The sequence below is a fragment of the Chitinophaga cymbidii genome, from assembly GCF_007992715.1.
GTDB lineage: Bacteria > Bacteroidota > Bacteroidia > Chitinophagales > Chitinophagaceae > Chitinophaga > Chitinophaga cymbidii.
On record NZ_BKAU01000010.1, the window covers coordinates 47,953 to 62,264 of the forward strand.

General features: G+C 52.0%; 13 protein-coding genes. 3 read left to right on the forward strand and 10 right to left on the reverse strand.

Annotated features, from left to right (window positions below):
- Positions 1-3: 3 nt before the first annotated feature.
- From CCY01nite_RS26265 to CCY01nite_RS26275, 3 genes are all read right to left on the reverse strand, one after another.
- Complete coding sequence (locus tag CCY01nite_RS26265) at positions 4-1,425, reverse strand: alanine/glycine:cation symporter family protein (protein WP_146867550.1); 1,422 nt, start codon at positions 1,423-1,425, stop codon at positions 4-6.
- 120 nt (positions 1,426-1,545) lie between these two features.
- The gene (locus CCY01nite_RS26270) at positions 1,546-2,016 is read right to left on the reverse strand and encodes a c-type cytochrome (RefSeq protein ID WP_146867551.1); all 471 of its coding nucleotides are present in this window, start codon (positions 2,014-2,016) and stop codon (positions 1,546-1,548) included.
- A gap of 6 nt (positions 2,017-2,022) precedes the next feature.
- The gene (locus CCY01nite_RS26275; RefSeq protein ID WP_146867552.1) at positions 2,023-3,297 is read right to left on the reverse strand and encodes a PQQ-dependent sugar dehydrogenase; all 1,275 of its coding nucleotides are present in this window, start codon (positions 3,295-3,297) and stop codon (positions 2,023-2,025) included.
- A 207-nt stretch (positions 3,298-3,504) separates the two neighbouring features.
- Here CCY01nite_RS26275 and CCY01nite_RS26280 point away from each other — a divergent pair, with 207 nt between their 5' ends.
- Entirely contained in the window at positions 3,505-5,886 is a 2,382-nt protein-coding gene (locus CCY01nite_RS26280; protein WP_146867553.1) for a TonB-dependent receptor, read from the forward strand.
- 63 nt (positions 5,887-5,949) lie between these two features.
- Positions 5,950-6,306 (forward strand): winged helix-turn-helix transcriptional regulator, encoded by a 357-nt coding sequence (locus tag CCY01nite_RS26285; protein WP_146867554.1) that lies wholly within the window; start codon positions 5,950-5,952, stop codon positions 6,304-6,306.
- A gap of 72 nt (positions 6,307-6,378) precedes the next feature.
- On the opposite strand, the gene CCY01nite_RS26290 is transcribed toward CCY01nite_RS26285, so the two are convergent.
- The 5 genes from CCY01nite_RS26290 to CCY01nite_RS26310 form a co-directional block, all read right to left on the reverse strand.
- Positions 6,379-6,759: an HPF/RaiA family ribosome-associated protein gene (locus CCY01nite_RS26290; protein ID WP_146867555.1), complete on the reverse strand. Its 381-nt coding sequence runs from the start codon at positions 6,757-6,759 to the stop codon at positions 6,379-6,381.
- 141 nt (positions 6,760-6,900) lie between these two features.
- Positions 6,901-7,509: a hypothetical protein gene (locus CCY01nite_RS26295; RefSeq protein WP_146867556.1), complete on the reverse strand. Its 609-nt coding sequence runs from the start codon at positions 7,507-7,509 to the stop codon at positions 6,901-6,903.
- 9 nt (positions 7,510-7,518) lie between these two features.
- On the reverse strand, positions 7,519-8,148 hold the full coding sequence (locus CCY01nite_RS26300) for a hypothetical protein (RefSeq protein WP_146867557.1): 630 nt from the start codon (positions 8,146-8,148) through the stop codon (positions 7,519-7,521).
- 22 nt (positions 8,149-8,170) lie between these two features.
- Positions 8,171-9,301 (reverse strand): hypothetical protein, encoded by a 1,131-nt coding sequence (locus CCY01nite_RS26305; RefSeq protein ID WP_146867558.1) that lies wholly within the window; start codon positions 9,299-9,301, stop codon positions 8,171-8,173.
- A gap of 48 nt (positions 9,302-9,349) precedes the next feature.
- Positions 9,350-11,332, reverse strand: a complete 1,983-nt coding sequence (locus CCY01nite_RS26310) for a TonB-dependent receptor family protein (protein WP_246130060.1) — start codon at positions 11,330-11,332, stop codon at positions 9,350-9,352.
- Positions 11,333-11,391: 59 nt separating this feature from the next.
- Between CCY01nite_RS26310 and CCY01nite_RS26315 the strand changes: the two genes are divergently transcribed.
- A complete protein-coding gene (locus CCY01nite_RS26315) occupies positions 11,392-13,116 on the forward strand; it encodes a cellulase family glycosylhydrolase (protein WP_146867559.1) in 1,725 nt (574 codons plus the stop codon).
- Here CCY01nite_RS26315 and CCY01nite_RS26320 read toward each other — a convergent pair.
- Together CCY01nite_RS26320 and CCY01nite_RS26325 are read right to left on the reverse strand one after the other, a co-directional pair.
- Positions 13,094-13,348, reverse strand: coding sequence for a hypothetical protein (locus tag CCY01nite_RS26320; protein ID WP_146867560.1), 255 nt, complete (start codon positions 13,346-13,348; stop codon positions 13,094-13,096). The genes CCY01nite_RS26315 and CCY01nite_RS26320 overlap by 23 nt on opposite strands.
- Positions 13,349-13,495: 147 nt before the next feature.
- Positions 13,496-14,311, reverse strand: coding sequence for a glycoside hydrolase family 16 protein (locus CCY01nite_RS26325; RefSeq protein WP_146867561.1), 816 nt, complete (start codon positions 14,309-14,311; stop codon positions 13,496-13,498).
- Position 14,312 lies beyond the last annotated feature (1 nt).

The window sequence follows — 14,312 nt, forward strand, 5'->3', positions numbered from 1 at the left end:
CATCTACGCCCACTCATCCGCATTCTTAATTCCCAGCTCCTCCGGCCGGAAGACCGGCTGCTTACCCGATTTTTTCTGCTGCTGGTAATCTCTCAACGCTTTCAGTGCCGGACGCTGCAAGAGCAAAATGGCAATGATATTCAGCCAGGCCATCATACCTACGCCGATATCGCCCATCGTCCATGCCAGCGCGGCCGTTTTTACGGAGCCGTAGAAAGTGGCACCCAGTATCAATATGCGTAGTCCCCATACCAGCAAGCGGTTATTTCCTTTTTTATCCAGGTAGCTGAGGTTGGTTTCCGCGATGTAATAATAGGCCATGATGGTAGTGAAGGCGAAGAAGAGCAGGGAGATCGCCACAAAGCTGCCGCCGAAAGAAGGAAAGTGAACGCTGACCGCGGCCTGTGTATATGCGGCGCCTTCCTTGATGCCGGGGAGGTTTTCCACGATGAACCCGCCTTCGGGGTTTACCACGTTGTATTGCCCGGTGAAAAGGATCATCAGGGCGGTAGCGGAGCATACGAACAGCGTGTCTACATATACCGAGAACGCCTGTACGAGGCCCTGCTCCGCGGGGTGTTTCACTTCCGCGGCAGCGGCGGCATGCGGTGCGGTGCCCTGTCCGGCCTCGTTGGAATAAATGCCTCTTTTCACGCCCCAGGCGATCGCGGCGCCGAATACGCCGGAGAACGTGGCTTCCAGGTTGAATGCGGAGCGTATGATCAGGCTGAATACGGCCGGTACTTCGTTAATATTGAGGATGATGATGATAACGGCCATCAGGATGTAACCGGCAGCCATGAAGGGGACTACGAACTCGGCTACTTTACCGATGCGTTTCACCCCGCCGAAAATGATCAGCGCCAGTAGTAGCGTCACCGCGCCGCCGGTAACGGCTACCGGCACATTGAACGCATTGTGCACGCTCTGTGCGATGCTGTTGCTTTGCACACCGGGCAGAAAAAGCGCCGTGCTTAAAATGGTGGCTATCGCAAACACAACGGCATACCATTTCACGCCTAATCCTTTTTCGATGTAGTAAGCCGGGCCACCGCGGTACTGTCCGTCTTTTACCTGCTTGTATATTTGCCCAAGTGTAGCTTCAATAAAGGCGGAAGCCGCACCCAGAAAGGCGATCAGCCACATCCAGAAAACAGCGCCGGGGCCGCCCATCGCAATTGCCGTGGCTACGCCTGCTATATTGCCGGTTCCAACTCTTCCTGATATAGCAATGGCAAATGCCTGGAACGACGACACGCCTTTTTCGGAGGACTTGCTGCCGAAAAGCAGCTTTACCATGGTCTTAATATACCTTACCTGTAAAAAGCGGGTGATGACTGAAAAATAGATACCGGTGGCGAGACATAGTATAATAAATGCATTGCTCCACACAATGTCATTGACGGCATTGATGATCTTTTCCATGATGTTGGTTGTAAGCAGGCTGAATTGTAAGGCCGTAAATAAAGTGAAAATTTTTGAAAGAAAAAAACAGGCTGTACCGAAGTTGCGGTACAGCCTGCTGATATTAAATGTCCTGGATTACTACTTTGCGGCTCTCACGGCTTTCACTTCCTCTTTGGTGATCCCTTCCGCGGTATTCCCGAAGCTGTTCCTCACGTAAGTCAGCACATCGGCCACTTCCTGATCGTTGAGGAAAGCGTGCGCGGGCATGGGATTGGAGTACACCATGCCATTGATCTCCACGTCTTCATTCAACCCTTTCAGCACCACATTGATCAGCCTTGTTTTATCACCCAGCACATAGTCTGTGCCGGTCAGCGGCGGGTTCAGGTTGGGAACGCCGTCTCCGCCGGCCTGGTGGCAGGTGACGCAATGTTTGTTATAGACTTCCTGTCCCTTTGCCAGCACGGCTTTGAGGCTGTCGCTGATAACGGGGGCGGGGGCAGGAGCGGCCACGGAATCGGTTTTGTTTTCAGACGATGATGATGTTTGCTGCTGGTTGCAGCCGAGGAATATCAATCCACCTATCACAAGTCCATTCACTAACTTCATGCGCTGTTATTTATTGTAAATGATCCTGTAAATCGCTCCGGTTACGTCATCTGAAATATAGAGGGAGCCGTCGGGGCCTTGCGCCAGCCCACAGGGGCGGTGCTTGGCCTGGCCGGGAGAGGTAACTTCCTCCATGCCGGCGAAGCCGTCCGCAAACACTTCCCAGTCACCGGAGGGCTTGCCGCCGGAGAAGGGAACGAAGGCTACCATATATCCGGCCTGCTTTTCAGGCGCCCTGTTCCAGGAGCCGTGGAAGGCAACAAATGCACCGTTTTTGTACTTTTCCGGGAACATGTTGCCGGTGTAGAACAGCAGCGCGTTCGGGGCCAGGTGCGCGGGGAAGGCCACCACAGGCTCTTCCGCATTGGGGGCGCCTTCCTTCTTGCCATCGCCGCCATATTCAGGAGCCAGTATCTTCTTTTTCTGGAACTGATCGTAATAGATATAAGGCCATCCGCAATCGGAGCCCATCTTCAGCTGATACATGGCTTCCGCGGGCAATTCGGCGGAGGTCTTGGTGTCGTACATGTCCGGGAACAGGTCGTGCAGGCCATCCCGACCGTGCTGCATTACAAAAAGCGCGTTGTTGGTGGTGTTCCAGTCCAGCCCCACCACATTGCGGAGCCCCGTGGCGTAGCGGATGCCATCGCCATAAGACTGGTTCTGGCCGTCCGCCCGGAAGCGCCAGATGCCGCCGGCGGAATCCAGGATAGGGCAGGGCTGCATGCCCTGTGAGCCTTTTGTTCTGTCTTCCGTCTGGCAGGAATTGGAGTACGCGCCGATGTTTACATACACGTAACCGCTATCGTCCAGCACTACTGATTTGGAGTTATGCTGGCGGCGGTCGATCAGGCCGGTAACGATCGTTTCCGGTTTAGCCGTATCCGTTACATGTTGCTGGTCATCCAGCTTATAGCGGTATACCGCTTCATTGGAGGAAGCGTAGAGGTATCCGTTCTTCAGGGATATGCCGGTGCCGCCGTAGTTACCAAAGCTGCTTTGGGTTTCAGCTTTGCCGTCGCCGTCCTTATCAGACAGCAGCACGATGCCCTTGTTGTCCTTGAGGCGGTTAAGCTTCACATAGATGTCGCCCTGGCCGGTAACGGCGATATGCCGTGCCTGCCCGATGCTGTCCGCCACTTTCAGCGCTCCGAAACCTTGCGGCAGCTTGAGCCCCGCGTTATCCGGGTCCGCGCTGATCTTGCTGGCGGAAGGGGCCGGGTTGCAGGATGTTATTGCCAATGCGGCAAGCACTGCCGCCACCGGAAATAAATTTTTCATAGTGTTTGTTTTATTTGACCTCCTGTAAAATAAGCTTTTTTACTCCGGGATGGAAGCACTTGTTAAATAGTGAGCCTGGATCCCCCCCCTGTCATTGAAAAGTCAGTTTCCCCTTTGCGTAAATCTTTTTCCCGATTGGCTGACCCTTTCTTGCCGCATTGCAACAGCTTTGCAGCGAATTTTCCTCACAACCAAAACCTGTCAATAATGCAATTAAAACTGCTGGCCTTTTTCTTCGGCATATTTATTTCCGCTTCGATTCCCTCTACCGTCTTTGGCCAGGACCGGCCCGGGATAGCCGGGATGATCAGAAATGAAGCCGGACAGCCTGTTCCGCATGCTTCTGTTTCCATAAATAACCAGACCGTTATTTCTTCCGCATCTGGTTCGTTTACGATCCCCGCGCTGCCGCCGGGCAACTACAAGGTCAGGGTTTCATCTGTGGGGTATCAACCGAAAGAGATATCCGTTACGGTTACAACGGGCCAGTCAGAACTGCCGGTCATTACCCTGACTTCTTCCGTGGGCGAGCTGCAAACCGTTGAAATAACCGGCCGGCGGGACGATGGATATAAAGCCAGCTATTCGTTCGCCGCCACCAAGATCGCCATTCCGGTTACGGAAATTCCCAGCACTGTTTCCACCATCACCCAGGAACTGATCCGGGACCGGCAGGCTGTACGCTTTGATGACGTTGCCCGGAACACAAACGTGCGGGTGACCAATAACGGCCGCTCCGTGATCATCCGCGGGTTTGTAAGCACCAACAGGCTTATCAACGGCCTTCGTACCTTAACGGATAACTATCGTTTCGCTGCCATTTCACCGGTGGTGGAAAGTTATGAAGTGATCAAAGGCCCTTCCAGCTCCATGTTCGGGAACATGAGCCCCGGCGGGGTGATCAACATAGTTACCAAAAAGCCGCTGGCGCAGAAAAAGCAGCAGGTATCCTTCAGTACGGGCAGCTTCAACACCGTCAGAGGCGACCTCGACTTTACCGGGAAAGTGACCGAAGACGGCACTGTGCTGTACAGGATCAATGCCTTCGGCCAGTTGAGCGATACCTGGTATCAGAATATGAAAGACGATGCATTCACCCTGGCGCCTTCTTTTTCTTTTCTGCCGAGGGAAGGTACGCGGATCAATGTGGATGTAAATTATACCCGGCTCATCACCCTCGAAAACGACGGCCTGTTTCCGTTTAAAGGAAAATCCATTGATGAAACACCCATAGATTTTACAGTATTTCAGCCGGGGGACAGGAATAAGACCACCACCACTTCCATCAACTTTTCCCTCAGCCAGCGTATTACCAAAAACATCCATTTCAATCTGTCCTATTTAAAAGATTTTCTTAAGTGGGATGACAGAAGGCATTCTGCGGAAATCTACCTGGGTGACGCGGCCTGGTCGGACGGGGACAGCAGCATCAGCGTGTCTTACTGGGAATGGGAGTCCAAAATGGATGCGGACAACGCCACCGGTTACCTCACCGCGGATTTCAATACCGGGAGCCTCGGCCACAAGGCATTGATCGGTTATGATTATAATGTATCGTTGTTCAACTGGGGAACATACCGCTATAACAATGCGCCCATCGGGAAAGTAAACGTATACGATCCAACGAAAAGTACGAACCTGGACGGCGCGGTCTATGATCTGGCGACCGTCAACTATTCCCTTGCCAACAGAACAAGGGATTATGCCAACGGCATTTATTTCCAGGACCAGGTGAGCATCGGCGAAAGGCTAAAAGTACTGCTGGGATTGCGCTACGAGGACTACACTTTCCGGCTGGCCTATAAAACGCCCACGGAAGATAAAGTGTCGCAGGAAGCCTGGCTGCCCAAGATCGGCATAACTTATAATTTCCCTTCCAACACGCACGTGTACGGTTCCTATATCACAGGCTTTCAGCCGGTTTCTTCGGGATCATTGATATACGGCACGGTGGAAGGCGGCGGAGAACTGAAGCCTGAATACAGCAACCAGTTTGAATTCGGGGCGAAACAGGAACTGTTCAACAAAAATCTGCTGCTCACCGCAGCATGGTACCAGATCAAAAAGATCAACGTCACACAGCTTACCAATCCCACGGTTGCCGATCCTAACGACCGTATCTGGCGGCAGCTGGGAGAAGTTACGTCAACGGGATTTGAAGTTGAATTTAACGGCCGGATCGGTCCGTCGTTCTCCGTAAATGGCGCGTACAACTACAACGACGCCAGGATCACCGGGGATATCGACCCTGCCAAGATCAATGAAAAACTGGGACTGGCGCCTTTGCACCAGGGAAATATCTGGGCGAAATATGAAATATTGAACAATGGTTTGCTGGACGGATTGGGTTTTGGCGCCGGCATGAACCTGTCCTCCAAAACGCCTATGCTGCAAGCGCCTGCGCAGACTACGCCGGGTTATACGGTAGCTGACGCGGCCATTTTCTACAAAGTAAACCGGGTATCGCTCAGCCTGAACGTCAATAATGTTTTCAACAAGCGGTATTACACCGGCGCTGTACGCGAAAGAGAAAGATATTACACCGGTGCGCCGCGCAACCTGATGCTCCGTGTGGGCTATTCATTATGAACAAAAATGTTGTAATTTTGATCCGCATTCTTCTACATATCTGTTTATTGAAAAAAAAACCGGATGATCATTCACAACAGAAAAGTCAATTCTTCCAATTTTCAGAACCAGGCTTATCTTGAGGAGAAGTGTGCGTTGAACGAACTGCTCAACCTGTTAAGCAAAAGATGGATGACTGATGTGCTGTTCAGCATCGAAGAAGGCAACAACCGTTTTTCCAGTATCCGCGAGGACCTGAAGTATATCAGCGACAACATTCTCGCGGACCGGATCAAGCTCCTGGAGCAGCACAAGCTGATCCGGAGAAAAACATTGAACGAAACGCCGCCGCGGGTGGAGTACAGCCTCACAAAGACCGGCGAAGAGCTGAGCAATCTGCTGGAAGGGCTGTGCAATTTTGCCGAGCGGATGGAATTGTAAAAAATGAAGGGCTGACCTGAAGTTGTTATACTGCTGGTCAGCCCTTGCTTTTGAGGCGCAAACACGGACAAATTATTTCACCACGTCTTCCAGGTCTGTATCTTCATCACGTGCTGTTCCTTCTATCAGTGCATCCTGTATTTTCTCCCCGTTTGCCTGGCGTGCATCAATATTTTTATCTTTTTCCCTGTTGATCTGTTGCTTCAAAACTTCCACACATTCGGAAACAGCGGTTTCAAAAAATGCATTGTTCTTTTTCACAAAGAGATCATTTCCCGGTATTTCCAGCAGTATTTCGCAGAAGTTCTTGTCCGGATCGGATTCGGCGCCCATATATAGCCCCACGTTAGCCCTGATGATACGGTCGCTTTTAATGGTATCGAGCTTTTCCCTGATAAAACTTTCGAGCGCTTCACCTGCTTTAAAGCCTAACGACTGAATGATGATATCCATGGCAAATGATTTTTCCTATGTAGTTACAGGAATTATGCCAATGTTAACGGAATTTCAGCGGTGGGTTCGGCATCAGGTGCTGCCGTTAATGCCGGTAAGGATGGATCGTGGGCATTTCGTTGGCGGTATCCCGCTTTGTGATTATTTGCGTTTCAGGTATCTCGTTGAGAACAAGGCAACTGAACGCCTTGTTCTCGGGTTGCCGGGCGCATCCAGATGTTGCAGTGTGTCCGTCCTGTGATAAAATGTCAGCGTATCACCGGACCAGAAAAACCTTGTTCCGTAAGGCATGCCAATCCTTGCAGGATTTGCGGTGTTGTAAGTGCTTATTAGCCCTGAACTGGCATAAAGAGAATCTTCACCGATAAGTTGGTATGTCCCCGACATCGTGATGCCTTCGAAAGGAGGCGGGATCATTTCAAGTTCCTGTGTATTTTCCGCTACATCGTTATAATAGTCGGAAACCTTTACGATGGTATTTATCCTGTAACCAATACTGTCCGCAAATATTCTGTCCGGCCGGATCGTAAAAGTACCGGTATTTTCCTGTGTAGCATAGTCATAGAGGTAAATGGTCTTCTTTCTGCCTTCACTGGTATCCGATGTTATTGTTGTATTCATTTTAAGTGTCATGTACAACAGGTCATAGGTTCCCAACAGCTTCGAATCAGGCTCAGTTTCCTCCGCCGTGCAGGAAGTAAACGTCAATGCCAGAGTAGCCAATATATAAACGGGATGCGCGAACTTCATGATATTTGTTTAGCGGCGTTTTAACATCCTGATAGCATGCCTTGAATATTGCCTGTTCGTTACGGATATCCCCTGTTCTACAACAATTGACTCCGCGGCATATTCACCGTAAAAAGTGAGCGTATCTCCCGACCAGAAGAATTTTGCGCCGGAGGGCTTGACGGGAAGGTCCGTTTGTCCGCCGCTGCCGGAAGGCACGCTGGCGAACCCGGATTCGGCATAGAGTGAGTCCGTTCCTACCAGCTTATAGGTGCTGGAGGAATTGAGGTCTGCCACTGTAAATGTGAATCCAGCCTCCATTTCGTCTATCTGTCCGCCGTCATATGACCGCACCTTTATAACCGTATCGATGGTATAGCCGATGCCCACGGATTTCACTTCGCTGGCGGTAATTTCATATGTGCCGGTATTGTCTTTGGAGATATAATCCGATATCGTTACGGTGCGGAGGTTCTCTCCCGCGTAGTTCATGCTGACATCACTTTCCGTATGGGCAGCCATGTAGAGGAAATCATATGTTCCGATCAGTTCCTGTTTCACTGCCGCATTTTCGTCCGGTTCAAGGCTTTCTTCCTTTCCGCAGGAAACGAATGTGGTGGTTGCGAGGGCCAACAGGTAGAGGGAGTGTGTGAGTTTCATGATACTAAGATACTTAAATTGTTTAATTTGACCGGAGCGCTTTGTTTTCCTTTTCGAGGGATGCTACCTTTTCAAGCAGCGCCTCGATCTTTTTGTTGTGATCCAGCAGATACAGGGTTAATTCTTCCACTTTTTTTAGGAGCTGCATGTTTATTTCCCCGATATCCTGACCGTTTTCTGCTATTTCACGGGCGGATGGAATGCCGGGCAGGTGTTTCTCCGATTTTACATAGTCGCCCAACGTTTTCAGGCTTGGCAATTGGTAGTTTTCATCGAATACATAATCCGGCCAGCCTGCAAATGTTTTGACTTTTACTTTTGTGAAGATGGCGTTTCCGTTTACGGCGAGTTTGTAGCCTTTGGTGTCTGTGGTGCCGATGCCGAAGTTGCCGTCGACATCAAGGATGGCGCGGCTGTTGATGCCGTTGGAGCCGAAGTGTAACGGGTGACCGGTGGCCGTCAACAGGTACAATGCAGCGGTGGAATAAATATTGGCGGGATTGTTACCAGTAAATGCCAGCTCTATTCCCGGACCTGTACTGGCTATATTCACAGTTCCTGTTGTTGCGGCAGGATCATTGATGTTAAGCCGTCCATTATTGAATTGATATATGCTGCCATTTGCGGTGGTGAAGCCGGTTACAAGTTCAGAGAGATTAATGACCCGTGCTGCGAATCCTGTTGGCACTCCATCCTGATCACCCGTCAAGCTGGTTATTTTGGTCCATGGAACAAGTGTCCATCCGGTTACCTGTAGATTATCCTTTATGAATACAGTAGGAACTGCGTTCGGAGCTGCTACAAATACTTCAATCGCCGCACCGTCGTAAGTGCCAGCTTCCACCATTCTTATTTTTGTAAAAGCGGGAGTAGGGGAGTAATAGCTGTTATTCTGGACTACAATACTGGGGCGATTTCCAAACTCGACCGAAGCGAGGAATTCTACGTTCTGGTGCCAGCCGCTCATTACATCACGAAGAATAAATCTTGCTGCTGCGCGTGTACCACCGGCGCTATTGACTACCATAGCACCATTTACCGCTATCCTGTACCAGCCGGTAGAAGTAATCGTTGTGCCCGCGCTGGTGTCTGCAATCTGGGCGAATGAGAACCCCGGGAATAGGATAAGAAGGAACAAACATACTTGTTTCATAGATATAAGATTGGGTAACTGACACTAATTTACAATTTCCCCCGAATTTCACCATTTAACTTTCACGCCCCCCACCAGCGCCCGCATCGGTGCGGCATTGTAATACCTGTTCCCGAACGCATTGATATCGCTGCCGGGGCTGTACCGCTCGTTCAACAGGTTGTCCGCCGCGGCATACAGCTCAAACGTACGGAATGCCCATCCCGCTTTCAGCATTACCACATGATAGGGCCTGTTATACACCGTGTTGGCATCATTGAGCGGAAGCGAGGACGTAAAATGATGCTGCGCAAAAAGGTAGATGCCCGCGGGCAGATGCGCCAGCAGGCTGGTTGTGAGCACCTGCTTCGGCACGCCGGTGAGGTCGTTGCCGTTATCGAAACGGAAGAGGTTCAGCGTGAAGCTGTTGTTGGCGGTGATGTTGCGGAAAAAGGCGGAACGTTCATTTTTGAAGAAACGGAAATACAACTGCGATTCAAGGCCGGTTTGCTTCGTGCCGCCGGCGTTGGTGAAGAACTCGGCGCCGCCGGCATTTACCTGCCGTACGATGGCATTTTGGAGGCGGTAGTGGAATACGGATACGTCTGCACGAAAACGTTGCGTTCTGTCTGACAGGCGTACGCCGGCTTCATAATTCCAGCCGCTTCCCGCCTGCAATCCTTCGTAGATCTGGTTGTCGGCGGGGCGCACTTCCGCGGTGGTGGGCGGGGAGTAGCCGCGGCTGACGGTGGCGCGCACCACTACGGATTCATGCAGCTGGTAGCTGAGCGCCAGCCGTGGCATCCATTGCGGATCGAAGTGCTTTTTTATTTTGGCGCTGTCGCGGAAATTGTAGCTGTAGAAGTTCAGGCTGACGGCGGCTTCGAGGGTGAGCTTTTCCGCAATTTCGGCTTTGAAGCGGTTAAAGAAAAAATGCTGGTCGCTGAGGATGTCCGCGGCGGCTTGCAGGGCGCCTTTTTCGCCGACTTCGTTATCGTAATTATGAATATCCGATGCGGTCTGCTGCCATTCCACGCCGGTGTTGTTCTCCCATTTGCCGGAAGCGCCCTGCCAGGTGAGATAGGTTCGCAGCCCCCAGGTGTTTTCCTTGCGCGTTTCGTAATTGGTGATAAAGGGATTTTCGAAGTTGACGGATGATCCGGTGACGGCGATCACATGCTTCAGCCGCGGAGAAAAAGCGGCGGTATGGGAAAGGCCGCCAAACAGCATCCTGTTATAGATCGCTACCCGCTGGCCGATCACGCCGGGGCGGGCTTGCTTCGGGTTTTCTTCGAACTGCGAGAGGGTGAGGCCGCCGGGGGTGCGGTAATCCATGTCGCTGTAGAATACAAATCCCTGCAAGGCGTTCTTTTCCGAATACTGCCAGCGATCGGATAATTGGAAGTATTGCTGCGTCAGTCTTGTATTCTGACGGTATCCGTCTGATTGCTGATAGGATTGTGTGAGGCGCAGCTTGTGTTTGCCGAGGGTTTTGCGCAAGGTCGCGTATTCGGCAAACAGGCCGTACGAGCCGCCGGAGATGCCGGCTTCGGACTGTTCTGTGTGTTCCTGCTGCAACAGCAGCACGCCGCCGGAGTTGGCGCCGAACAGGCTGCCATCTGGCCCTTTCAGTATTTCCATGCGGTCTACGCCCGGCATGGCAATGGAATTGAGATAAGTATTGCCACCGGCGTCGGTGAGCGGGAACTGGTCGAAATATACTTTTACGTTACGTACGCCGTAAGGAGAGCGGAGCAGGCTGCCACGGAGCGAAAGGCGGTAACTGCCCGGCGAACGCTCTTCCAGCCTCACGCCGGGAACGGTATTCAGCACGGAGAAAGCGGGTTGATATTTGATCACGGTACTGTCCACCACACTAACGGAAGCGGGTACACGGGTAAAGAGCTGCCGGCCGGGATAGCCGTAAACGGAAATGGCGGGCAGCGTGTCCTGCGCCTGGCAAAGGTGGCAAAGGAACATGCACAAAGCTGCCAGCGTATTTTTCATGCGCATTTTGCCGCAAAAAATGCACCATTTGGAATAGTTCTTCATCTTTGCAACAAATTAGTGTGAAAATGCCTATTTTATCGCCGCGTTTTAAATATTCCGCTATGAAAATCTTGCTTATTTTTCTGTTAGTACCCATTCAGCTCTTCGCACAGGGGTTTCTGAAAACCTCCGGCACAAAGATCATCAACGAAAAAAACGAGAACGTATTACTCCGCGGCTACGGCCTCGGCGGCTGGATGCTGCAGGAGGGCTACATGCTGCGGGTGTACCGCGACGGGCAGCAGCACAAGATCCGCCAGCGCATCGAAGCGCTGGTAGGCGCAGAGAAAACACAGGCCTTTTACGACGCCTGGCTCGCCAATCACACAACCAAAGCGGACATCGATGCACTGAAAGCCTGGGGCTTCAACTCCGTGCGCCTGCCCATGCATTTTGAGCTATACACCCTGCCGGTGGACAAAGAGCCGGTAGCTGGCCGGCAAACCTGGCTGGATAAAGGTTTTGAGATGACAGACAGCCTGCTGGCCTGGTGCAAGGCCAACAAGATGTACCTGATCCTCGACCTGCACGCCGCACCCGGCGGCCAGGGCAACGATCTCAATATTTCCGACCGCGACGGCAGCATGCCTTCCCTCTGGGAAAACCCCGCGCATCAGCAAAAGACCGTCGCGCTATGGAAAAAGGTCGCGGAGCGGTACAAAAATGAACCCTGGATCGCGGCGTACGACATCATCAACGAACCCAACTTCGGTTTTGAAGATCCCGTCAACGACAAGAACGGCCTGAAAGAAAAAACGAACGTGCCATTGAAAAAGCTGATGATGGACATCACCAAAGCCATCCGCGAAGTGGACAACAAACATATCATCATCATCGAAGGCAACGGCTGGGGCAATAATTACAACGGTATCCTGCCGCCCTGGGATGCCAATATGGTGCTCAGCTTCCACAAATACTGGAACTTCAACAACGTGGCGTCTATCGAATATATCCTCAAGTACCGTGACCAGTACAAAGTGCCGGTGTGGATCGGGGAAACCGGTGAAAATTCGAACGTGTGGTTCACGCAGGCCATCCGCCTGCTGGAAGATCATAATATCGGCTGGGCCTGGTGGCCGCTGAAGAAGCTCGGCAGCAACAACCCGCTGGAAATAAGAACGAACGACGGCTACCAGCAGATACTTGCGTACTGGAGCAACCGTGGCCCCAAACCCGGTGCGGAAATGGCCTGGCAGGCGCTCATGCAGCTGGCGGCGGACACAAAGTTCGAAAACAACATCTATCACAAGGATGTGATCGACGCCATGCTGCGCCAGCCGCACAGCCGCGAAGCGATTCCCTTTAAAAAGCATGCGCCCGGCGCTATCCAGGCGGTGGATTATGATCTCGGCATCAACGGCGTCGCGTATTATGATATGGACACCGCCAACTACCGTGTTTCAGATCCCGCATTGAAGCAGGGCGGCAACAGCGGCCGTATGTACCGCAATGATGGCGTGGATATTGGCGGCAGTGAAGGGAATTATTATGTGACGGACATTGAAACGGGAGAGTGGCTGCAATATACCATCCACATTCCGCGCAACGGCGATTACCTGTTAAAACTAAATACAGCAGCCGATAGCACCGGCGGCAGGGCCGTCATACAGGTGAACGGCAAAGCGGTAAAAAAGGACGTAACTCTTCCAGCAACCGGCGGCATCCAGCAATGGCGGGTAACCGACGCCGGAAAGATATCATTGAAGAAGGGGACTTACACTTTCCGGGTAATGGCGGAAGCCGGCGGCTTTCATCTGAAAGAGCTTATTGTGGCTTCATCTTATTGATGATCTCCTGCCATATCAGCCGCGCGATCTGTTCCTGTTCTACCGTACGCAGACTGCCTTTGGCGGTCACTTGCCCGTCTTCTGTAAACTGCAGGCTGGAAGGAATGTATTCCTCCTCATCGGCGTCTTCCGTGGCTACCTGGTAAGTCGTTTTTTCTTCTTCATGATCAACCGTAATGTTGAAACGGTACGGTTTATCATCGATGTAAACCGTGATATGCGTTGTTTCCATGCAGTAACAGCAGAAAATTTCGTACCAGACGTACGGTGGAAGCGGCGGGCTCCCCGTATTGCAGAATCCTGTCCACATATTGCATAAAAAAAGGAAGGTGCGCCAACCGGCACACCCTCCTGACAATAAAGAGCGCATCATAGGGGTTTATTTCGCATTGTATACTCTCACCCAGTCGATCTGAAAATCGGAGGGAAGATGCGCATCCACGGGATCGCCGGCATGCCCTTCAAGGCTCAGGATGATAGGGCGCAGCTGCGTAACGAACTCCGGCGTTTCCGCGGCGTCCCACACCCAGTACCGGATACCGTCGAGGTAAAAGCTCAGCTTTCCGTTGCGGCGTTCCAGGCCGTACAGGTGAAAGTTCTCGTCCAGTCCTTTCGAGATATAGAAGAATTTTGACCCCGGAACCGTATTGCCGTTGCCGGGCTTGGGCCAGGTGAGCAGGCTGCTGTTCAGGCGGTGCGGCGCATTATCGGCATCCTTGGTTTCCTGGATGTCGATCTCGATGTTCGGGTTCTTTGATTCCACCGGCTCGTCTCCCAGCCAGATGGCGGCGCAGACGTTCGCGGCGGCCTTCACCATTTTGGCGCGCACTTCGATATACGTATCTCCTCCCACTTCAAATTTCGATTTCAAACAACCCGCCGTGTAGCGCTTACCGTTATGATCTTCACGCTTCGCGAAAATGCGCGCGTGCCCTTCCGCCACTTCGGTATTTTCCGTTTTGAAGATGAATGCGCCGGTTTCGCCGTTGTAGTACCAGAGCGGCGCGGCGCTCCATTTGCTGGCATCCAGGTTGTCGAATTCATCGCTTTTCGCATCGTCCAGTTCCCAGGCGGCTTCTTTCGGTAATATGGAAACGGCGGGCTTTTCTTCCGGGGTGCGCGCGGGCTTGTCGTCTTTACCGCAGGCGGCCAGTATTAAAAATGACAGCAGGGCCATCATGCTTCTTTTTTTCATA